Consider the following 21,169-nt stretch of genomic DNA (forward strand, 5'->3'; position numbering starts at 1 on the left):
CTCCTAGATCAGGTCGGACAGCAGCTGGATGGGTCCGAGACGCGGTCCGTGCTCGCGGCTCACCGAGCACAGGCAGCGCTGACACTTCACGACGTCGAACCAGCCGCCCTCGGAATTGACCGGGTAGCGGCGGAGCTCGGCGGCGCCGCACCGCGGGCAGTCGCCCTCGACCGGTGCGCGCTCCTGGACGGGTGCCTCTGTCATGCACCGGGACGCTAGGGCCGACGAGAGCCGGGTCACCATCCCGTGAGCGCTGGCTTCAGTCCGCCAACCGAAGCACGTCACAGCCTCGGCGGTCGCCCCCTGGAAAAAATATTATGTGGTAGGATAGGGTCTCTGGCTCACGACAGCGGCCGGCCCGAGCGCCTGCGAGGAAGCATGCTCGACGAGACGACGAGGCCCGGCGACGCGAGTCCGCTCCGCTTCCGCACCGACGACCTCGACGTGGCGCGCGAGCGGATCACCGAGACGTTCGCCGACCACGAGGTCCGCGTCGCCGACGGCCGCGCGCTCGACTTCCGGCTCGACCTCGCGCCCGCCTCGCGCGTGGTCCTCGGCAAGCTGGGCTACGGCGCCGACGTGACGATCGACGGCCCCCCGATGCAGCGCTGCTACCACGTGAACCTGCCGATCGCCGGCTCCTGCGACGTGCGCCAGGACGGCGCCGAGGGCGCCGTTCGCGCCGGGACGACCGGCAACGTGTTCGGTCCCGACGCCCCGTTGACGATCCGCTTCGCGCCGGATGCGACCCAGTACGTCGTCAAGCTGCCCAAGGAGATGCTCGAGGCCCACGCCGCGAAGCTCGTCGGCCGGCCGCTCGACGGGTCCATCCGTTTCGCGCTGACGTTCGACGTCCGTGGGGGCCCGGGCCAGGCGCTCCTCTCGACCGCCGGGTTCCTCTACGCCGAGCTGGCCCGCCCCGGGGGCCTCGCGACGATGCCGACGGCGCGTCACGAGATGGAGTCGGCGCTGATGACCCAGCTGCTGATGACCATCCCGAGCCAGCTGACCGACCAGCTCCACCCGTCGGCGTCGCCGAGCGCCCGCACCCGGGTGCGCGAGGTCATGGAGTACCTCGACGCCCATCCGGAGGGCGACGCGAGCACGGCCGACCTGGCCGACCGCGTCGGTGTCAGCGAGCGCGCCCTGCAGGCCGGGTTCCGCGAGGTCGCCGGCATGTCCCCCATGGCGTACCTGCGCGGTGTCCGGCTCGACCGCGTGCACCTCGAGCTCTCGACCCGCGGCGGCGCGGTCACCGACGTCGCCGCGCGCTGGGGGTTCTTCCACCCCGGCCGGTTCGCCCAGCAGTACCGCGCCCGATTCGGCGAGCGCCCCTCCGACACCGCGCGGTGCGCTGCGCGCATGTGAGCTGTTCGGAGTGCTGGAGCACTCCGAACTGCTCACATGCCGTTAGGCACCGGCTGCGATGGCGTCGGCGAGGGCGACGATCCCCTCGGCCGTCTTCGCGTGGGCGAGGTCGATGTGCTGACCCTCGAAGTCGACGGCCCCGCTGCCCTCGGCCTCGGCCTTGCGGAAGGCGTCGATCATGCGGCGGGCGTGGTCGACCGCCTCCGGCGACGGCGTGAACACCTCGTTCGACACCGCCACGTGGGACGGGTGGATGCACACCATCCCGCGATAGCCGAGTCCACGGGCGTCGAGCGCGAAGCGCCGGAAGCCGTCGAGGTCCTTGATGTCCTGCCACACGCCCGTGACGGGGTGGTGCAGCCCGGCGGCGCGAGCCGCCAGCACGATCCGGCTGCGCAGGTACAGCGTCTCGAGACCTTCCGGGGTGAACTCGAAGCCGAGCTCCCGCCCGACGTCGGCGCTCGGTCCGGTGGCCCCGAGCAGGCTCGACACCCGGGGGCTCGCGGCCGCGATCTCCTCGCAGTGCGCCATCGCCACCGCGGTCTCGAAGCTGATGATCAGGCCGACCGACCCGGCCGCGAGGCCCTCACGCGCCTCGAGGTGCGAGACGACGGCGTCGATGCGGACGATCTCCTCCGCGCTGAAGACCTTGGGGAGGAAGAGCCCGGCGAGCCCCTCGGCCAGCACCGCCTCGACGTCGACGCCGAACAGGCCCGAGTCCGTGCTGTTGGGGCGCACCCAGAGGTCGGCGCGGACTCCCTCGGCGCGCAGGCGCCCCAGCGTCTCCCGCACGGTCGTGCGTGCGGCGTCCTTGTCCGCGGCCGGGACCGAGTCCTCGAGGTCGAGGATCACGGCATCGGCCCCGGAGGCGACGGCCTTGTCGCCCCAGCTCGCCTTGTGGCCCGGGACGAAGAGCATGGATCGGTAAGGCTTCATGCCATGCACAATATATTATTTGGCTTCGTTAAGTAAGCCCGCGCCGAGCCGGACGCCGTCCGCAGCGGCCGCCCGGGCCACCAGACCGCCGAACCTGCACGATGTCGCCCCGCCGCCCAGGACCGTCGCCAGCTCGTCGACGGGCCAGGTCACGAGCACGCCGTGCCGGGCGAGGTAGAGCCCCACCTCGCCGACACCGTGACGGGCCGGCCGGTCGAGCCACGCGCGGGCAAGCAGGTGGTGGCACCGGCCCACGAGGTGGTCGAGCCTGCGCAAGGGATCCTCGAGGGTCAGCACGTCGACCAGCAGCGACGCCCCGTCGCCGGCACCGGCGACGACGATGCCGCCCTCGGCCCACCCCGGCACGAAGACGGCGTCGGTGACGCCCAGCGCCTCGCCGCACGGCGGCGAGCCCGCCCGGTCGCGCCAGCGGTGCAGGACGCCCGACTCGCTCGCCACCGCGACGAGGTCGGCCACCTCCTCCGGCACCGCGGCCCGCGCGGGGACGCCGGTGGCCCACCCCACGAGGACCGTGCACGCCCGCGCGAGCTCGGCCTCGCCAGCCCGGCCGCCCAGCCGCCCGGGCGGCGCGCAGACGTCGAGCAGTGCGAGCGCCCGGCTGACCACGTCGCCGACGACGTCACGGCCCGACGGGCGGGGCGGACGCAAGCGGGGCGGGTGGAGGGCGCGCCCGGCCGAACCGGGCCATGGTCCGGCGTCGATCCAGCCGGCGGCGCTCGGTCGCCAGCGCAGCGCCTCGCGGCGCCGGGCGGGATCGAGCGCAGCGTGGCTCGGAAACCGGCCGGCGAGCTCGTGGACGCGGCCCGGCGAGGCGAGCCCGAGGCGGTGCGCCCCGGTCAGCGCCCGGTAGGGCGGGGCGTGCTGCACCACGAACCCGAGTCGGGCGCGCACCGCCGCCTGCACCTGGGCCGCATGGCCCGGACCCGCGTGCCGCGGGGAGCGCATCGGTCGACGGCCGCGCAGCGCCTCGGCCAGGACGTCGTGCACGGCCGCACGCCCGTCCGGGGTCGCGAGCCCCGACCGGAACCAGGCCCCGAGCGCGCCGTCCTGGACGTGCGACGCGAGCGTCACGAGCCCGCCCGCTCGACCAGGGCGACCTTGACGTGGTCCGGGCGCTTCAGCGTCCCCTCGGGCACCAGGTCGACGGCGGTCTTGACGTTGAGGGCGGACCGGATGGTCGATTCGATCGAGGCCCGCAGTTCGCCGTGGCGCTCGGCGGGCAGGTCCGCTGCGTGCTCGACGACCACGGGCAGCGGGCGCTGCGTGGAGTGGCCGTCGAAGTCGGGCCGGATGCGCATCTCCCCCGTCGTCGACGGCGCCATCCCGCCGACCAGGTCGCGGATCGCCGAGGGGAACACGTTGATGCCGCGCACGATGAGCATGTCGTCGGTGCGCCCGACGCAGCGCACCTTGTAGCCGGTTCGCCCGCACGCGCAGTCGGTGCCGGTGACGACGACCTGGTCACGGGTGCGGAAGCGCAGCAGCGGCGAGGCCTGCCGCCGCAGCGCGGTGTAGACGAGCTCGCCCTCGGCGCCCGCGACCGGATCGAGCACGGTGCCGTCGGCCGGGTCGATCAGCTCCGCGACCATGAGGTCCGGCGAGAGGAAGTGCATCCCGTCGGCCGCCTCGCACTCGCCCCAGTAGGTGCACGCGATGTCCGTGCCGCCGAGCATCTCGCGGACGGTCGCGCCCCAGAGCCCCTCGAGCTTCTCGCGGACCGCGGACAGGCCTCCGCCGGGCTCCCCACCGACGCTGATCGATCGGACGCCGAGGTCGTGCGCCTCGCGGCCCAGGACGGCGGGCGCCTGCTCGGCGAGGTGGGTGAGGAAGTAGGGCGTGCCGATGACGGCCTCAGGGCGCTGGTCGGCCTGGACCCGCAGCAGCCGTTCCACGCCGGCCTCGGCGCCGATCGGGATGTCGACGATCCCCATGTGCTGGAGGATCTGCACCACCGGCAGGCCGCCGACGAACCCCTTGCTCATCCCGAAGGCGTGCAGCAGCCGATCACCGGGCCGGAAGCCGTTGGCGTAAAGGGCGCGGGCCCCGAGCTCGCACCAGGTGATCACGTCGTCCGCGGTGAGCCCGACGTACGACGGGCTGCCCGTGGTGCCGGACGATGCCTGGATCTGGACGACGTCGGCGGGGTCGGCAGCGAGGTGGTGCCCGAGCGGCGGCGCGGCGGCCAGGCTGTCGCGCAGCTCCTGCTTCTCGGTGAACGGCAGATCGGCGAGATCCCCCACCGTCCGCACCCGAGCGGGATCGACACCGTTCTCGTCGAACTTCGCCCGGTAGAAGGTGCTGTGCGCGGCGAGATGAGCGATCTGTTCCCGCAACCGCTCGTCCTGGACCTGCCGCGCATGGTCCGCCGGCAGGACTTCCGCCCAGCTCCAGTGGCTGCCCGAGGCCGGTCTGCCCGCACGCACGTCCATGGTCCGCACCTTCCGTTGGCGACCATCTGAATATAAAATGCACAGTACGTCGCATCAAGGAGTGGGCGCGTCGAGGAGGCTACGACTCCCGGGACGTTGCTACACTCCGCAGTCGACGAGGCAATCGGACAGCGGCGTCTGCCATATGATGTTCGATACGGGAGATGTCATGGTTGACGAGGTGGTCAGGATCCCGGACCGCGACAGCAGGCGTCAGCAGCTGCCCGAAGAGGTCGCGACGTACGTCCGCGAGCAGATCATCTCGGGCAAGGTCCGACCCGGCGACTTCCTGCGTCTCGAGCCGATCGCGGAGGCCGTTGGCGTCAGCAACACCCCGGTGCGCGAGGGGCTGCTCTCCCTGCGCAGCGAAGGCTTCGTCGAACTCGTTCCGCGCCGCGGATTCGTCGCTGCCGCCTTCACCGAGCAGGACGTCCGCGACCTGTTCTGGGTGCAGGCCCAGCTCGCCAGCGAGCTGGCCGCCAGGGCCGCCAAACGCATCACACCCGAGCAGCTCGAGCGTCTCGACGCCATCCTCGCCGAGCACGACCGCGCAGAGGACGTCGACGACACCGATCGCATGGCCGACCTCGGACACGCGTTCCACCGGGAGATCAACCTCGCGGCCGACTCGCGCCGGCTCGCGCTCCTGCTCGCCGCGGCCGTCAAGCACCTGCCCAACCGCTTCTACGCCTCGATCGAAGGGCACGTGGAGGGCGCGCGCCGCGACCACCCCAAGATCGTCGAAGCCCTGCACCGGCGCGACGTGCGCAAGGTGCGCTCGCTGATGAGCCAGCACATCCTCGCCGGTGCCGACCGCCTCGTCGACGAGCTCACCAAGCGCGGCGTCTGGGCCGACGAGGAGACCGCCTCCTGAGCGAGGCCCGCGCACGCTGACCAACCTCGCGACCTCGGCGACGATCATATATTATGTTCGAAGTCGAGAGGGGTGGTCGCCGTGTCGGAGCTGCTGTCGTCCGAGGAACGCTTCGTGGTGGAGACGGTCCGGGAGTTCGTGGACCGTGAAGTGCGTCCGCAGGTCAACGAGCTGGAGCACGCGAACACCTATCCGGAGAAGTTCATCGAGCAGATGAAGCAGCTGGGGATCTACGGGCTGGCGATCCCCGAGCCGTGGGGCGAGGCGCCGGTGTCGATGCCCTGCTACGCGCTGGTCACCGCCGAGCTCGCCCGCGGCTGGATGAGCCTCGCGGGCGCGATGGGCGGGCACACCGTCGTCGCGAAGCTGCTGGTCGAGTTCGGCACCCGCGAGCAGCAGGACCGCTACCTGCCGCGGATGGCGACCGGCGAGCTGCGCGCCACGATGGCGCTCACCGAGCCCGGCGGCGGTTCGGATCTGCAGGCGATGACGACGACCGCCCGTGCCGGCACCGACGGCGGCTACGTGGTGAACGGGTCCAAGACGTGGATCAGCAATGCGCGCCGGTCCGGTTTGATCGCGCTGATGTGCAAGACCGACCCGGCCGCCGAGCCCAAGCACCGGGGGGTGTCGATTCTGCTGGTGGAGCACGGCCCCGGCCTCGAGGTGTCGAAGGACCTCTCGAAACTGGGCTACAAGGGCGTCGAGACCTGCGAGCTGACGTTCACCGACATGCGGGTGCCCGCCGACGCGCTGCTGGGCGCGGTCGAGGGCAAGGGCTTCGCGCAGATGATGAAGGGCCTGGAGACCGGCCGGATCCAGGTCGCCGCCCGTGCGCTCGGCGTCGCCACGGCCGCGTTCGAGGACGCTCTGCGCTACGCCCAGGAGCGCGAGGCGTTCGGCAAGCCGATCTGGCAGCACCAGTCGATCGGCAACTACCTCGCCGACATGGCCACCAAGGTCACCGCCACCCGCCAGCTGATCCTGCACGCCGCCGAGAAGTACGACGCCGGGCAGCGCGCCGACATGGAGGCCGGCATGGCCAAGCTGTTCGCCTCCGAGACCGCCATGGAGGTCGCCCTCAACGCCGTCCGCGTGCACGGCGGCTACGGCTACTCCACCGAGTACGACGTCGAGCGCTACTTCCGCGACGCCCCGCTGATGATCGTCGGCGAGGGCACCAACGAGATCCAGCGCAACGTCATCGCCTCCCAGCTGGTCAAGCGCGGCGGGCTCGACCAGCCGTGAGCGAGCTCGCCGACGCCGTCAGCGGCTGGAACCCGGCGCCCGAGACAGCCTCCGACTCGCTACGGCGGTGGCCGACCGACGCGCTCGCCGCCCTGCTCGACCAACCACCGCCCGCCGGCGACGACCTCCCGCCGCTGTGGCACTGGCTGTTCTTCCTCGACCACCCGCGCACCGACGAGCTCGGCGTCGACGGGCACGTCGCCTCCGGGCACTTCCTGCCGCCGGTCCCCCGGCGCCGACGGATGTTCGCCGGTGGGCGCGTCGAGCTCCACCGGCCCCTGCGCATCGGGACCGCCGTCACGCGCACCACCAGCGTCACCGACGTCGTGCCCAAGACCGGCCGCAGCGGCCCGATGCTGTTCGTCACCGAACGCCGCGAGATCGCCGACGCCAATGGGCTCGCCGTGGTCGAGGAGCAGGACATCGTCTACCGCCAGGCACCCGCGGACGCCGTGCCCCCGAAGCCACCCGCTCCCCGACCGCTCGGCGACGACCACGTGCCCGAGGGCCGGGTCGGCATCGTGCCCGACCCGCCGCTGCTCTTCCGGTACTCGGCGCTGACCTACAACGCCCACCGCATCCACCACGACGAGACCTACGCGCGCGAGGTCGAGGGCTACCCCGGCCTCGTCGTCCACGGGCCGCTGCTCGCGCTGCTGCTGCTCGAGCCCGCCCGCCGCGCCGGCCGATCCGCCGACATCGCCGCGTTCTCCTTTCGGCTGCGCCGACCCGCCTTCGCCGGCACCCCGGTGGTCGTGGACACCGAGCCCGAGCTCACCGCCGGCCCGGTGGGCGGCGAGCCGTCGGTCACCGGGGCGGTGACCTGGCGCTGAGACGTCAGCGGTCGACGACCGTCACGGCGTCGGCGACGTCGGCGCGCTCGGTGCGGAAGCCGTTGACCGGGTCGGCCTCGTCGGCCCAGCCGAGCGAGACCGCGCACACGACGAGCCGGTCCTCCGGCAGGTCGAAGAACTCCCGTACGTGGCCGGAATGGACCGCGATCGCGGCCTGCGGGATCGTCGCGACCCCGCGCTCCCGGGCCGCGGTGAGCAGGTTGGCGACATAGCCACCGCAGTCGATCGCACCGTAGGTGCCCTGCAGGCGGTCGGTCGTGATTACGGCGACGTGCGGCGCGCCGAAGAACGAGAAGTTGCGCATGCTCTGCGCGTCGCGGGCCGCCTTGTCCTCGCGGCCGATGCCGAGGGCGGCGTAGAGCGCGAACCCGGCGCCGCGACGCCGATCCCGATAGACACCCCGGTACTCGGCCGGCATCTCGAGATCCGGGCTCGGCGGGTTCTCGCGGACGTGGGCGGTCAGGCTCTCGGCGAAGCGCTTCGTGGCCGGACCGCGGGTCAGCAGCACCTGCCACGGCTGGGTGTTGCACCACGAGGCGGTCCGCTGCGCGACACGGAAGATGTCGGTCAGCAGGTCATCGGGCAGCTCCTCGTCGCGGAACGCGCGGCAGCTCCACCGCGATCCCAAGAGGTCCTCGAACTCCATGCGTCGTCTCCTCAGAACTGCGGCGCACGCCGCTCGCGGTGCGAGGCCAGTCCTTCGTGGACCTCGGGACCGCCGAAACCGTAGAACTCCAGCGCCAGGGACTGGTCGAAGATCGCCCCGGCCACCTGCCGATACCAGTTGTTCAGCGACTGCTTGGTCCAGCGGATCGCGCTCGGCGCGCCGTGCGCCAGCTCCACGGCGACCTCGCGGGCCGTCGCCTGGAGCTCGGCGTCCTCGACGCACAGCGAGACCAACCCGATGCGCTCGGCCTCCTCGCCCGAGAGCGGACGACAGGTCATGAGGTAGTACTTCGCCTTGGCCATGCCGCACAGCAGCGGCCAGCAGATCGCAGCGTGGTCGCCCGCGGCGACACCGAGCCGGGTGTGCCCGTCGATGATCTTCGCGGTGCGGCTCACCACGGAGACGTCGGCGAGCATCCCGGCGACGAGGCCGGCCCCGACCGCGGGCCCGTGGATGGCCGACACGACCGGCTTCGAGCAGTCGATGACGTTGTAGACCAGGTCGCGGGCCTCGCGCATGGTGCGTGTGCGGGCGTCGAAGTCGGTCGCGAGCTTCTCGACGAGGTCGAACGAGCCCCCGGCCGAGAAGCCCTTGCCCTCACCGCGCAGCAGCACGACCCGCATGGCGTCGTCGGCGTCGAACGCCCGCCAGACCTCCGCGAGCTCGGCGTGCGCGGCCTCGCTCACGGCGTTGAGGTTCGGTGCGTCGAGCACCAGCTCGACGATCCCGTCGTCGTCGGGGCCGTCGATGCGCAGGTTCGGGAACCGCTGGTAGGGGGTCATGCGCCGGCCTGCTTGACCAGTTCCCGGCCGACGATCAGCTTCTGGATCTCGCTGGTGCCCTCGTAGAGCCGCAGCAGCCGCACGTCGCGGTAGAGCCGCTCCACGGGCATCTCGCGCATGTAGCCCGCGCCGCCGTGGACCTGGACCGCAAGGTCGGCGACCTTCCCGGCAGCCTCGGTGCAGAACAGCTTGGCCGCCGAGGGGCCGACCCGGCGATCGGAGCCGTCGAGGTAGCGGGCGGCGGCCTCGCGGGCGCAGGCCTTGCCCGCCATCACCAGCGACGCCTGCTCGGCGAGCATCGCCTGCACCAGCTGGCGCTCACCGGTCGGCACCCCGCCCTGGCGGTTCACCACCGAGTAGGCCACCGACTCGTCGAGCGCGCGCTGCGCGAGCCCCATCGCCAGCGCCGAGATGTGCACCCGGCCGCGGGCGAGCACCGACATCGCCGCCCGGAAGCCGGTGTCGATCTCGCCGCTGACCAGGGCGTCCGCCCCGACCCGGACCCCGTCGAAGGTGACCTCGGAGGACGTGGCGCCCTCCTGGCCCATCTTGCGGTCCTTCGGCCCGACGATCACACCGGGTGCCGTCGTCGGCACCAGGAACACCGCGATCCGCCCATCAGACTCTCCGGTCCCCCGCACCTTCGCGAAGGTCACCAGCAGGTCCGAGAGCGGCGCGTTGGTGATGTAGCGCTTCTGCCCGTCGATCACCCACCCCCCGTCGGCGCCGTCGGTCCAGGTCGCGGTGGCCCGCATACCCGACGGGTCCGACCCGGCCTCGGGCTCGGTCAGCGCGAACGAGGCGATGCACCGGCCCTCGGCCATCGGCTCGAGCCACTGCTTGCGCTGCTCGTCGGTGCCGTAGCCGACCAGCACCTGCCCGGCGATGCCGTTGTTGGTCCCGAACAGCGAGCGGAACGACAGCGCGGTGTAGCCGAGCTCGAACGCCAGCTCGACGTCCTGGGTGATCACCAGCCCGAGCCCCCCGTACTCCTGCGGCAGGGCGTAGCCGAACAGTCCCATCTCGGCGGCCTGGCGGCGCAGATCGTCGGGGATCGCGTCGGTCTCGGCGATCTCGGCCTCCCGCGGGACGACCGCCTCGCGCACGAACTCCCGCACCTGATCGCGGATGTAGGCGAAGTCTTCGTCGGCGACGACCTGCGTTGTCGGTGCGCTCATGGCCGTTCCTTTCCGTGGTCGGCGGCTTGCCTGACCCGACGGCCGAGGAAGAGGCCGTCAGGGTCGAACGAGCGCAGTGCTTCGACGTCGTCCGGTCCCACTTCGCGCAGGTCTCGGACGTGGTCGGCGGTCTTCAATGCCCAGCCGCACCGCGCCCGGGCGTGCTCGATCCGTTCCTGCCGGGGCTCGGGGCCGGGCGCGACGGCGGCCAGAATCAGCTCACCGCCCAGCTTCTCGAGGACGCCGAGGTCGGTGACCACCGCGCGGACCCGGTCGCCCGGGCTGGTGATGTAGTCGGTGTCGGCGACGAAGCGGCGCGGGCTCATCGTGCCGACCACCAGGGTCTCGTCGGCGCCGGTGACGATGTCGTTGGCGCCGCCGGAACCGACGAGGTGCGTGCCGTCGTCGGTGCGGGTGGTGTTGATGTTCCCGTGCCGGTCGACCAGCGCGGCGCCCACGCAGGCGACCGTGCGCGTCGTCGGGCTCGTCACGAAGGACCCGAGGACCTGCTCGGTGTCGAGCAGCATCGAGCTGGTCGGGAAGTTGGCGAAGCTGAATGGGTACGGGTCGCCCGGGGCGGGGTCGTAGCCCCAGAGACCCAGTTCCGCGATCAGGGCGATACGGGAGCCTGCGGCGCGACACCGGCCGACGCCATCCCACGCGGCCAGGTTCGCGAGCCCGGCGCCGGCGAGTACCGAGTCGGCTCCGGTCGCGGCGATCCGCTCGACGAGCAGGTCCGCGAGCCACACCGCGGCGCGCTCGGTGGGCGACGGCGGCTCGTCCGACGGCGTCGTCGCCGGCGAGCGGGGTGTCGTGGCCCGCGCGACGAGCGCGTCCAGGCGATTCCTCCCGAGTTTCGCGAGGTAGGCGTCGTGGTCGGCGGGTTCGAGGACCCACTCGCGGATCCAGGCGTCGAAGTCGTCTCGCCGGCTCGCGTCCCGGACGTCGATCCAGAACGGGATGTCCTCCGCGTAGCCCCGCACCGGGAGCGCCATGCCCTCCGGGCCGGGAAAGACCCCGCCGGGGTGAGCCCCGAAAGGTGCCTCGACGACGGCGAGCACCCGGTGCGCCGGGATACGCACCAGCCCCGACCACGGGCGCAGGTCGTCGACCACCCGCTCCACGGTCGCGAGAACCCCGCGCCGCGCCGCGAGCGCTCCCACGAACCCCTCGAACACCGGCGGCGCGACAGCCAGGTTGCCAGCGCGGTCAGCGACAGCGGCGTGGAGCACGGCGACGTCCGGGACCAGAGGCGCCACGAGCCTGACCCGGCCGAACGCCGTGTCGACCTCGGCGTAGGCGTCGTTGTCGGCCATCGACGAGCCGCGCACGGAGTTCGTCACGACCGCCGGCACGCCGGTCGCCGCAGCCCGCAGCCGCTGGATGAAGGTCAGGAACGACCAGTGCTCGACCTCCAGCTCCCGGAACCCTTGCTGGTAGACCGGGTTGGGAGTGAAGACGGGGAACGAATCCCCGGAGTAGACCGAGACGACCTTGCGCAGGCACCCCGACCGCACGAGCGCCGTGCCCAGCGACGACAGGCTCGCCATGATCAGCGTGAAGCCCGACGGCCTCCCCCAGTGCTGGCGAGCGACCTCGCGGACAAGAGCGCTCCACCGGCTGTGACCCATCACGACGTGGATCGCGTCGCCGTCCCGGACGTGGTGCGAGACGGCGTCGGCCAGCCCACAGAACTCCGTCTCGGTCGCACCCTCTCCGCCGGTCATGTCAGATAATATATTTTGCATGCTAGCTCTGCGCAACGTCACAGACGTCCGAGAAGCTCTCGGCCGTGAGATCGGTCCCGGGGAATGGATGATCGTCGACCAGGACCGGGTCGACGGGTTCGCCGAGGACACCGGTGACCACCAGTGGATCCACGTCGACCCGGTGCGGGCCGCGGCGGGGCCGTTCGGCACGACGGTGGCCCACGGGTTCCTCACCCTGTCGCTCGTGCCGGTCCTCGCGAACGGCATCCGGCGGTTCGAGGGCGCGACGGCCGTGAACTACGGGCTGGAGAAGGTCCGCTTCCCCTCGCCGGTGCCGGTCGGCTCGCGCCTCCGGGCCAGGTTGGTCATCGCATCGGCCGACGACTTGCCGGACGGTGGGCTCCAGCTCCTGACGCGGGTGACGGTCGAGCTCCAGCACGTGGTCAAGCCGGCCTGTGTGGCCGAACTGCTGACCCGCATCTCCTTCGAGTGAGTCCGGAGCCGTCGACGACCGCGCCCGATCAGGACGCGTCGTCGACGGCGCTCCCTCTCAGGCGGCGTCCGAGTCCGGGAACCGGATGAAAGCCAGGGCCACGAGGCAGATGACCGCGGTGAGCGCCACGTAGATCGCCACGGACACCGTCGTGCCCGTCGCGGCGAGCAGGGCCACCATCGTGAACGGCGCGAGCCCGCCGCCGAGGATGTTGGCGAGCTGGTTGCCGAGGGAGGCCCCCGAGTAGCGCATGCTCGGCGGGAACATCTCGGCGAACATCGACGTCGCCGTGCCGTACATGGCACCAATGGAGACCTGCGCGATCGACAGCCCGAGCAGGATCAGGCCGAAGCTGCGTGTCTCCACCAGCGGGAAGGTGACGAAGGCCCAGACCCCGGCCAGGGCCGCCCCGCCGGCGTAGACGGGCTTGCGGCCGACGAGGTCGGAGAGCCAGGCGAAGCCCACCGTCGCGGCCGCGAACGCGAGCATCGAGAGCATGATCGCGGTCAGCATCGTGCCGCGGGGAATCTCCAGCTCCCGCACGCCGTAGTCGAGGCTGCCGGTGACGATCACGTAGAAGAACACCGACGCCACAAGGTAGGTCGCGATCGCCAGCAGCATCTGGCGCGGCCGGCGCAGGACCTCGATCACCGACGAGCGGGGGCGCGCCCCGTCCGAGGCGATGGCGTTCTCGGCCTGCTTGAAGGCCGGGGTGTCTTCGATGAAACGGTGCAGGTAGTAGGCGACCGGGAACATCAGGAACGTCAACAGGAACGGGATCCGCCACCCCCAGGATGCGAACTGGTCCGCCGAGGTGGAGGTGCTGATCAGCAGGAAGACCAGCGTCCCGCTGATCATGCCGATCGACACTCCGAGCTGGGGCAGGGCGGCGTGGAGGCCCCGACGTCGCGCCGGTGCGTGCTCCAGAGCGATGAGCGTGACGCCCGCCCACTGGCCGCCCATCGAGATGCCCTGGAAGACCCGCAGCACCGCCAGCAGCACGGGTGCGAGCAACCCGACGCTCGCGTAGGTCGGCAGGAGGCCGATCAGCAACGTCGCGACGGCCATCAGCATGAGAGCGCCGACGAGGGCGGGCTTCCGGCCGTAGCGGTCACCGATGTGACCGAAGACCACCGCGCCGACGGGACGTCCCGCGAACCCGACCGCGAACGTCGCGAACGCGGCGAGGACGCCCGCCACCGGGCTCACGGCCGGGAAGAACAGCTTCCCGAAGACCAGCGACGCCGCCGTTCCGTAGATCAGGAAGTCGTAGAACTCGATCGACTGCGACGCGATCGCCGCCGGCAGGACCCTGCGGGACCGGGTCGTCGTCCGTGCGGGCTCCACCTCTGTCCGGGCGTCGTCGTGAAGCGTCATCGCCTGCCTCTCCTCCGGCACCCAGAGGGCGCCCCGGCACCACCCGCGGAAACCGTCCACGGCGACAAGCCGGACGATCCGGCCATGTTAAATATATGATGCTCAGGCGACGGTCGAGATCACAAGACCGAACTCACGGCTCCCCGTCAGGGCCGGGGGGTCACGTGGGAGGTTCAAGCCATGTCATGTGCCGGCACGCCTGTCGACCACGGCCAGCCCGCGGCGTTCTTCCGGGTCGACGGCGGCCTGTTCGTGCCGCTGCCGCGAGCGACCAGCGGCTGGGGCGGGCCGGACGGCGCCGGACAGCTCCGGGGCACCGCGGTCAGCGGCCTCCTCGCGCGGGCCGCCGAACGCGCCGCACACGAGCTCGAGGGCGCCGAGCGCTTCCGCCCCGTGCGGTGGACGCTGGACCTCTTCCGCCCCGGCGCGATGGTGCCGAGCACGGCGCAGGCCACGATCGTCCGGGGCGGGCGCCGGCTACGCCTGATCGACGCGGTCCTGCTCCAGGAGGGGACGACCGTCGCCCGGGCGACCCTCCTGCTTCTGGCCACCGGCGGGCCGTCCTCGGGCACAACGTGGGCCGGTCCGCTCCCCGACACCCCGGAGGCCCCACCGGCAGACCTCGAGCCCGACCCCGTCGAACCGATCCTCTACCGCAGCGACGACGGCTGGTCGGACGACCCCCGCGCCCACACCAACGACGCGCGCAAGGCGGTCTGGTTCCCGGCCGCGCCCCTCGTCGAGGGCGAGGACCCGACCCCCTTCGAGCACGTCGCGGTCCTGGCCGACGCGGCGAACCTGACCAGCAGCTGGGGCACCCGCGGCGTCGAGTTCATCAACGCTGACGCCACCCTCACCCTCACCCGCCTGCCGGCCCACGGCGAGGGCGTGGGCATGATCGCCACCTCGCGCGTCGAGTCCGACGGCCTGGCCACCGGCACCACGACCGTCTTCGACCGCCACGGCCCCCTCGGCAGCGCGGTCGTCTCCACGCTCGCCAACGGCCGCCACGCCGTGGACCCATCGCGGGCCCGGTGAGACGCACGAGAGCGCACGCACACAGCCGTGTCTCGTCGCTCACCGCGCCTCTGCATCGTCCGCACGAGCACACACCAGAGGCTCTGTCGGCGACGCAACGACCGTCGATTCCGGGGCGGTTCGACACGCGTGCCGGCGTGCCCTAGCGTCGCTCCCGCGAGTTCATCGCGCCCCTGTCGGACGAGTCGCACCACGACCCGCACCACGCAAACGGGCCGATGGAGATCCATCGGTCCGTGAAGTGCGTCGGGACGACAGGATTTGAACCTGCGACCCCTTGACCCCCAGTCAAGTGCGCTACCAAGCTGCGCCACGTCCCGCACCGTCGACGCCCTCGAGCGCGACCAGGCAAGGCTACCCCACGGGGCGCCCTCGACCGATCGGGGGGACGGGCCGACCCGGCGCGGGGGCGCCGGGGCCGTGGTGTACGCAGGGCACCGTGGGGGATTTCGTCGTTTTGTCATCGAAGCGCCGCCGCGCGCTGCTCGCCGTGACCGCCGTCCTGGCGTTCGTGCTGGCGGGATGCGGCTCGATCGGGGTGCAGGCCGACGCGCAGGCACCGGTCGATGCCGGGCAGCGGGACCCGCTGCGTCAGCCGTTCGCGTCGGACAGCATCTGGAACACCCCCATCGGCAGCGGAGCGGTCTTCGTCCCGGCCGGGCTGCAGCCGCTGCCGGGAGGCCGGGACACCGGGCGCGTCCCGCAGATCGACGACGAGGCCATCATCCTGAGCCCGGACGCGCCCGAGACACCGATCCAGTTCAGCGAGGGGGGATTCGGGGGTGACCGGTGCGAGAGCGACCCCACCCGGGTGCTGCGGACCGCGCCGATCCCGGCGAACTACGTCCTGCCCAGCGACAACAAGAACCAGAGCACCGCGATCCTCGCCGCCGACCGCCGCACCGTCATCAACGTGCAGCCGCTGGCCCGGTGCGCCGCGGGCGGGCCGGCGACGAGCTACGTCTACTTCCCCGACGCCGACCTGTACGGCCCGGGCATCGACGGCTCGCACGGCGGGTCGGGGCTCTCGGCGCTCGGTGGGTCGATCCGGCTCGGGGAGCTCCGCCCCGGCCAGGAGGGGCCGCGGCACGTCATCAAGGTGAACGTCTACGGCCGGGGTGAGCTGGCCCGCTGCTCGGACTCGGCCGGCTGCTCGCGGTGGCCGGCACGCAAGGGCGACCGTGCCGGCCCGACGAACTACGGCACCGTCGGGGACGTCCGGAACCCCGCGATGCGGATGGGCGCGCTGCTCGCGCTGCCGCCGTCGGTCGACATCGGGGCCATCGGACTGACCACCGAGCCCGGCCGCCAGCTCGCCTGGACACTGCAGAACTACGGCGCCTACATCGTCGACGACACCAACGGCCCGCAGTTCGCGCTCAACGCCGAGGTCGGCCCGGCGGGATCGATGCGCGAGCAGTTCCGCGGCGACTGGGGTTACGACCTGGAGGTCGACTCCGAGGTGACGGACAACCCGTGGGCCGAGGACGTCAAGCGGATCCGTCCGCTGCTCCACGTCGTGGACAACAACGGTCCCGACAGCGTCGGCGGTGGCGGGACGCCCCGCCAGCCCCTCCTGCCGCCGCTGGGCGACCCGCCTCCGCGCACCGTGGTGCAGCCGCCGCTCGAGGCCCAACCGGCGGCACCGCCGCTGGTCCGCTGACCGATCTCCCGCTCCGCCCGGGAGCGGATGCGGTGATCGGGTGGCACGCGCCATAGTGGGCGGTGTGGCTGCGACGACGCTGACGGCGGCGAACCTGGCGGACCTGCCCGCGGAGGTACCGGGCCCGACCTACGACCGCGACGCGGTGTCGGTCGGCATCGTGCACTTCGGGGTCGGCGGCTTCCATCGGGCGCACCAGGCGATGTACCTCGACGAGCTCATGCAGCAGGGCAAGGCCCTGGACTGGGGCATCTGCGGGGTCGGGGTGCTCGAGGCCGACCGGCGGATGGCCGAGGTGACCGAGGCGCAGGACGACCTCTACACCCTCGTGCTCAAGCACGCCGACGGTCGCCGCGAGGCGCGGGTCATCGGCTCGATCGTCGACTTCCTGTTCGCGCCGGAGGACCCCGACGCCGTCCTGGACCGCATGGCGGACCCGGCCACGCGGATCGTCAGCCTCACCGTCACCGAGGGCGGTTACCACAAGAACGCGAGCACCGGCGAGTTCGACGACCGCGACCCGGCGATCCAGGCGGACATCGCCGCCGCGGAGGGTGCCGCGCCGCAGACCACCTTCGGCTACGTCGTCGAGGCCCTGCGCCGGCGTCGTGACGACGGCACCGGCCCGTTCACGGTGATGTCGTGCGACAACATCCAGGGCAACGGGCACGTCGCGCACGCGATGATCACGGCCTACGCGCGGCGTCGGGACCCCGAGCTCGCGAACTGGATCGAGGCCAACGTCCCGTTCCCCAACTCCATGGTCGACCGGATCACCCCGCGCACCACCGACGAGGACCGCGCGGAGCTCGAGGCGAACAGCGGGATCGTCGACGCCTGGCCCGTCGTCTGCGAACCCTTCACGCAGTGGGTGCTCGAGGACCGCTTCGCCGCCGGGCGCCCGCCGTTCGAGGACGTCGGGGTCCAGGTCGTCGAGGACGTCGAGCCCTACGAGCTGATGAAGCTGCGCCTGCTCAACGCGAGCCACCAGGCGATCGCCTACCTCGGCTACCTGGCGGGTTACCGCTACGCCCACGAGGTCGCGGGCGACGAGCTGTTCGCCGGCTTCACCCGCGCCTACATGGACCGCGAGGCGACGCCCACGCTCGCCCCCGTCCCCGGGGTCGACCTCGACGACTACAAGGCGACGCTGATCGAGCGGTTCGCCAACCCGGAGATCCGCGACACCCTCGCGCGCCTCGCCGCCGAGAGCTCCGACCGCATCCCGACCTGGCTGGTGCCGGTCATCCGCATCAACCTGGAGAACGGCGGCGAGATCGACCGCTCGGCCCTGGTCGTCGCCGCCTGGGCCCGCTACGCCGAGGGGGTCGACGAGGACGGCGAGGCGATCGAGGTGGTCGACACCGGCCGCGCCGAGGACCGCATCGCCGCCGCCCGCCGCTACCCCGACGAGCCGCTGGCGTTCCTCGCCGACCGCGACCTGTTCGGCGGCCTCGTCGACGACGAGCGCTTCACCGCCGCCTACCGCGCCCACCTCGATGCGCTGCACGAGCAGGGCGCGCGGGCCACGGTCACCGACGTCGACGCGCGCCTCCCCCGGTGATCGCGCTCTGACGTCCCGGAAGCGCCCGACCGGGACATCGGGAGCCGCCCCGCACAGAGTTCACATGCAGTAGCGAACTACGGCAGACGTCACGGCACCCCACGCAGCAAGCTGCTCACCCAGTTCTCGGGTGGCTTGGTGGGGGGCACTTGATGACCGACGGGTCGAACGACGCCGCGGTGACCGGACAGGGGCGTCGTCGTCCGCGTGACGGCGACGCGCCGGCGTCCGGCCACGGCGCCGCGACCCCGCCGGTGGCGACGAGCCCGCCCGACGCGATCCGCCGCACGGGGAGTCAGCCGACGGCCGAGGCCGCGACCAGCATGGTCGGCATCCCCGCCGCGGGACGCCGCGCCGCCGGGCCGCCGACCCCGGCGCGTCCGGTGCCGGCGGCGCCCGCCCAGCCCGCGGCGGACGAGGCCGCCACCAGCATGGTGGGCGTCCCGGCCGACGCCACGGGCCTCGGTGTCCGGAAGGGCGGCGGGCAGGACCCGGGCTCCGTCGACGCGGCCACCAGCGTCGTCCCGACCACGCCCGCGGCCGACGCCACCGGGCTCGGCCAGCGCCGGGCCGCCGGGTCGGCGAGCGCAGCCCCCGTCGACGGCACCGGACTCGGCGCGCGTCGCAGCGCAGCACAGGTGCCCCCTGACGCCACCGGACTCGGACAGCGCGGACGGGTGACCGGGCCGCCCTCGGGGCCGTTCACCGGCCCGCCCTCGGCCGGTGTCGGCACGACCGGCCCCGGCCACCGCCCGCCGGCCGGTGCGCGCCCAGCACCCGGCGGCCACGAGGACATCGTCCGCTTCGGCCCGGGGATGCCCGCGTCACCGCCCCCGCCCGCCACACCCACCTGGCACCGTCCACCCGCCGAGGGCGCCGCACCGACCCCGGCCCGGCCGCGTCGGAAGCGCCGGACGCCGTTCGTCGGCGGCCTCCTCACCCTGCTCGCCATCGCCGGCGTGCTCGCCTGGCTGTTCCTGCGCCCGACCACCCCGGTCGGCATCCAGGGCGTCACGGTGGCGGCGGACCCGGCCGAGGCCGGCTGCGGCGCCACCGTCGTCCTCGTCGGGACGGTCGCCACCGACGGCACCGCCGGCACGTTCCGCTACCGCTGGGAACGCAGCGACGGGCAGATCACCGAGCCGCTGACGCAGAGCGTCGCGTCCGGCGCGACCAGCACCGACGTGCGGCTGCAGTGGACGGTCAGCGGCGAGGGCACCTTCGACGGCTCGGCCACCCTGCGCGTCCTCGACGGCGTCCCGGCCACGCCCCAGGCCGCCGAGGGCACGGGCGGGTTCACCTATGCCTGCTGATCTCCGTTCTCCCTCGCTCCCCCACCCCCCGACGTCCCCCGCCCCCGCGGCGGCCCGGAGAGGAGTTCCCCAGCCATGACGGCGATCGCGAGCCCCTGGACGATCCCCGGTTACCGGGAGATCCGCGAGCTCGGCAGTGGCGCGACCGGCACCGTCGTGCTCGCCGAGCACGAGAGCGGCACCCTCGTCGCGATCAAGCACCTCTCCCCCGAGCTGTTCGCCGACCCCGGCTTCCGCGCCGACTTCCGCGCCGAGGCGGAGACGCTCGTCGCGGTCGCCGACCCGCACGTCGTGCGTCTGTGGGAGTACGTCGAGAGCGGCGCCGGCGCCGCGATCGTGATGGACCTCGTCAACGGCGTCGAGCTCAAGAAGATGCTCGAGGAGCACGGCCCCACTGAGCCCGAGGCGGCGCTCGCCGTCCTGTCCGGGTCCCTGCGCGGGCTCGCCACCGCCCACGACCGCGGCGTCGTGCACCGCGACTACAAGCCGGCGAACGTGCTGGTGGACGCCGACGGGCAGAGCCTGCTCACCGACTTCGGCATCGCCGGGCGGGCGGGTGCCGACGTGCTCAGCGCGGGGACGCCGCTCTACATGGCGCCCGAGCAGTGGTCCGACGGCGTCGCGACGGTGCGCTCCGACCTGTACGCCGCGACCGCCTGCTTCGTCGAGTGCCTCACGGGCCTGCCGCCGTACCCGTCGAGCGACCCGGAGATGCTGCGCCGGCAGCACGCCATGGCCCCGATCCCCGTCGACGGCATCCCGGAGCCGGTGCGCGGGCTCGTCTCGCGCGGCATGGCCAAGGACCCCTTCTACCGCCCGGTGAACGCCGCGGCGTTCCTCGCCCAGCTCGAGGCCGCGGCCGTCGCCGCCTACGGCCCGGACTGGGAGGAGCGCGGACGCCGGAAGCTCGCCGAGCGGGCCGCCCTGCTCGCGCTGCTGTTCCCCCTCGCCGCGGCCCCGATCGGCGCCTCCGCCATCGCGACCACGACCCTCGGCGCCGCCGGGGCGGGCTCGCGACTCGGCCTGAAGATCGGGCTCGGCGCGGCCGCGATGGCGCTGCTCGTCGGCGGGATCATCGTCGCCAGCTCGGGGGGCGTGCCCTCGATCGGGCTCACGACCTCGACGTCGAGCAGCACCGGCGCCACCACGGGCGAGGGGGCCACCGGAGGCGGCGGCACCGTCCCGGGCAGCCCGGGGACCCCCGGCGGAGCGGGCGGGACGGCCACCGGCGGCGGGCAGGCTCCGGGGACGCCGGGGGCACCGGGAACCCCCGGAACAGCAGGCGGGCCCGCGGCTCCGGGGACACCCGGCGCGCCGGGAACGGCACCGGTCGGAGCGCCGGGCGCGATCGTTCCCCCGGGTACGCCGGGCGCCGGCCAGGTCGCCCCGGCCCCCGCTCCCGTGCCCTACCCCGCCCCGATCGCGACGCCGGCGCCGCTCCCGCAGCCGCCGTCGGGGTCCGGCTCCGGCTCGGGCTCCTCGTCGTCGGGCTCGAGCTCCTCGGGGTCCTCGAGCTCCTCGGGCTCGTCCGGCTCGTCGTCGTCCGGGTCCGGCGGTGGCGGTGGTGGTGGCGAGCCCGACGTCAACACCAACTACGGCGGCTGCGCCTGCGGCAACGGCGGCGACGACCTCGTCGTCAAGTAGCGCCCGGACAC

General features: G+C 72.8%; 19 protein-coding genes and 1 tRNA gene. 10 read left to right on the forward strand and 10 right to left on the reverse strand.

The features are described from left to right. Positions 1-3: 3 nt before the first annotated feature. Positions 4-204, reverse strand: a complete 201-nt coding sequence (locus WCD41_RS27995; protein WP_337718527.1) for a hypothetical protein — start codon at positions 202-204, stop codon at positions 4-6. Positions 205-378: 174 nt separating this feature from the next. Between WCD41_RS27995 and WCD41_RS28000 the strand changes: the two genes are divergently transcribed. Continuing rightward, the gene (locus WCD41_RS28000) at positions 379-1,368 is read left to right on the forward strand and encodes an AraC family transcriptional regulator (RefSeq protein ID WP_337718528.1); all 990 of its coding nucleotides are present in this window, start codon (positions 379-381) and stop codon (positions 1,366-1,368) included. A gap of 42 nt (positions 1,369-1,410) precedes the next feature. Here WCD41_RS28000 and WCD41_RS28005 read toward each other — a convergent pair whose 3' ends face one another. Genes WCD41_RS28005 through WCD41_RS28015 form a run of 3 tightly spaced genes read right to left on the reverse strand, consistent with a single transcriptional unit; the run spans position 1,411 to position 4,754 of the window. Next, on the reverse strand, positions 1,411-2,304 hold the full coding sequence (locus WCD41_RS28005) for an HpcH/HpaI aldolase/citrate lyase family protein (RefSeq protein WP_337718529.1): 894 nt from the start codon (positions 2,302-2,304) through the stop codon (positions 1,411-1,413). A 15-nt stretch (positions 2,305-2,319) separates the two neighbouring features. Then, on the reverse strand, positions 2,320-3,396 hold the full coding sequence (locus WCD41_RS28010) for a hypothetical protein (protein WP_337718530.1): 1,077 nt from the start codon (positions 3,394-3,396) through the stop codon (positions 2,320-2,322). After that, positions 3,393-4,754 carry a phenylacetate--CoA ligase family protein gene (locus tag WCD41_RS28015; RefSeq protein WP_337718531.1) on the reverse strand — a complete coding sequence of 454 codons (1,362 nt, stop codon included), beginning with the start codon at positions 4,752-4,754 and terminating at the stop codon, positions 3,393-3,395. The genes WCD41_RS28010 and WCD41_RS28015 overlap by 4 nt, the downstream gene beginning before the upstream one ends. A 169-nt stretch (positions 4,755-4,923) precedes the next feature. On the opposite strand from WCD41_RS28015, the gene WCD41_RS28020 reads away from it, so the two are divergent. The 3 genes from WCD41_RS28020 to WCD41_RS28030 all read left to right on the forward strand — a co-directional run bounded on the left by WCD41_RS28020 (position 4,924) and on the right by WCD41_RS28030 (position 7,709). Continuing rightward, positions 4,924-5,628 (forward strand): GntR family transcriptional regulator, encoded by a 705-nt coding sequence (locus WCD41_RS28020; RefSeq protein WP_337718532.1) that lies wholly within the window; start codon positions 4,924-4,926, stop codon positions 5,626-5,628. A gap of 81 nt (positions 5,629-5,709) precedes the next feature. Continuing rightward, on the forward strand, positions 5,710-6,876 hold the full coding sequence (locus tag WCD41_RS28025; RefSeq protein WP_337718533.1) for an acyl-CoA dehydrogenase family protein: 1,167 nt from the start codon (positions 5,710-5,712) through the stop codon (positions 6,874-6,876). Next, positions 6,873-7,709: an HTD2 family dehydratase gene (locus WCD41_RS28030; protein ID WP_337718534.1), complete on the forward strand. Its 837-nt coding sequence runs from the start codon at positions 6,873-6,875 to the stop codon at positions 7,707-7,709. The genes WCD41_RS28025 and WCD41_RS28030 overlap by 4 nt, the downstream gene beginning before the upstream one ends. Before the next feature lie 4 nt (positions 7,710-7,713). On the opposite strand, the gene WCD41_RS28035 is transcribed toward WCD41_RS28030, so the two are convergent. Genes WCD41_RS28035 through WCD41_RS28050 form a run of 4 tightly spaced genes read right to left on the reverse strand, consistent with a single transcriptional unit; the run spans position 7,714 to position 12,084 of the window. After that, positions 7,714-8,376, reverse strand: coding sequence for a nitroreductase (locus WCD41_RS28035; RefSeq protein WP_337718535.1), 663 nt, complete (start codon positions 8,374-8,376; stop codon positions 7,714-7,716). Positions 8,377-8,387: 11 nt separating this feature from the next. Further along, on the reverse strand, positions 8,388-9,179 hold the full coding sequence (locus WCD41_RS28040) for an enoyl-CoA hydratase/isomerase family protein (protein WP_337718536.1): 792 nt from the start codon (positions 9,177-9,179) through the stop codon (positions 8,388-8,390). After that, complete coding sequence (locus WCD41_RS28045; protein ID WP_337718537.1) at positions 9,176-10,357, reverse strand: acyl-CoA dehydrogenase family protein; 1,182 nt, start codon at positions 10,355-10,357, stop codon at positions 9,176-9,178. The genes WCD41_RS28040 and WCD41_RS28045 overlap by 4 nt, the downstream gene beginning before the upstream one ends. Then, positions 10,354-12,084, reverse strand: a complete 1,731-nt coding sequence (locus tag WCD41_RS28050) for a CoA-transferase (protein WP_337718538.1) — start codon at positions 12,082-12,084, stop codon at positions 10,354-10,356. The genes WCD41_RS28045 and WCD41_RS28050 overlap by 4 nt, the downstream gene beginning before the upstream one ends. A gap of 19 nt (positions 12,085-12,103) precedes the next feature. Here WCD41_RS28050 and WCD41_RS28055 point away from each other — a divergent pair, with 19 nt between their 5' ends. After that, entirely contained in the window at positions 12,104-12,559 is a 456-nt protein-coding gene (locus WCD41_RS28055) for a MaoC family dehydratase (protein ID WP_337718539.1), read from the forward strand. Positions 12,560-12,616: 57 nt separating this feature from the next. On the opposite strand, the gene WCD41_RS28060 is transcribed toward WCD41_RS28055, so the two are convergent. Next, complete coding sequence (locus WCD41_RS28060; RefSeq protein WP_337718540.1) at positions 12,617-13,936, reverse strand: MFS transporter; 1,320 nt, start codon at positions 13,934-13,936, stop codon at positions 12,617-12,619. A 180-nt stretch (positions 13,937-14,116) separates the two neighbouring features. Here WCD41_RS28060 and WCD41_RS28065 point away from each other — a divergent pair, with 180 nt between their 5' ends. After that, positions 14,117-14,974 carry an acyl-CoA thioesterase domain-containing protein gene (locus WCD41_RS28065; RefSeq protein ID WP_337718541.1) on the forward strand — a complete coding sequence of 286 codons (858 nt, stop codon included), beginning with the start codon at positions 14,117-14,119 and terminating at the stop codon, positions 14,972-14,974. A 246-nt stretch (positions 14,975-15,220) separates the two neighbouring features. On the opposite strand, the gene WCD41_RS28070 is transcribed toward WCD41_RS28065, so the two are convergent. Further along, positions 15,221-15,294, reverse strand: a tRNA-Pro gene (locus tag WCD41_RS28070). 119 nt (positions 15,295-15,413) lie between these two features. Here WCD41_RS28070 and WCD41_RS28075 point away from each other — a divergent pair. The 4 genes from WCD41_RS28075 (at position 15,414) to WCD41_RS28090 (ending at position 21,158) form a co-directional block, all read left to right on the forward strand. After that, positions 15,414-16,637 (forward strand): hypothetical protein, encoded by a 1,224-nt coding sequence (locus WCD41_RS28075; RefSeq protein WP_337718542.1) that lies wholly within the window; start codon positions 15,414-15,416, stop codon positions 16,635-16,637. A gap of 64 nt (positions 16,638-16,701) precedes the next feature. After that, the gene (locus tag WCD41_RS28080; protein ID WP_337718543.1) at positions 16,702-18,201 is read left to right on the forward strand and encodes a mannitol dehydrogenase family protein; all 1,500 of its coding nucleotides are present in this window, start codon (positions 16,702-16,704) and stop codon (positions 18,199-18,201) included. Between the two features lie 152 nt (positions 18,202-18,353). Beyond that, positions 18,354-19,514, forward strand: a complete 1,161-nt coding sequence (locus WCD41_RS28085; protein WP_337718544.1) for a hypothetical protein — start codon at positions 18,354-18,356, stop codon at positions 19,512-19,514. 75 nt (positions 19,515-19,589) lie between these two features. Continuing rightward, positions 19,590-21,158: a protein kinase domain-containing protein gene (locus tag WCD41_RS28090; protein WP_337718545.1), complete on the forward strand. Its 1,569-nt coding sequence runs from the start codon at positions 19,590-19,592 to the stop codon at positions 21,156-21,158. Positions 21,159-21,169: the final 11 nt, after the last annotated feature.

The sequence above is a fragment of the Actinomycetospora aeridis genome (assembly GCF_037400275.1).
In the GTDB taxonomy this organism is placed as follows: domain Bacteria; phylum Actinomycetota; class Actinomycetes; order Mycobacteriales; family Pseudonocardiaceae; genus Actinomycetospora; species Actinomycetospora aeridis.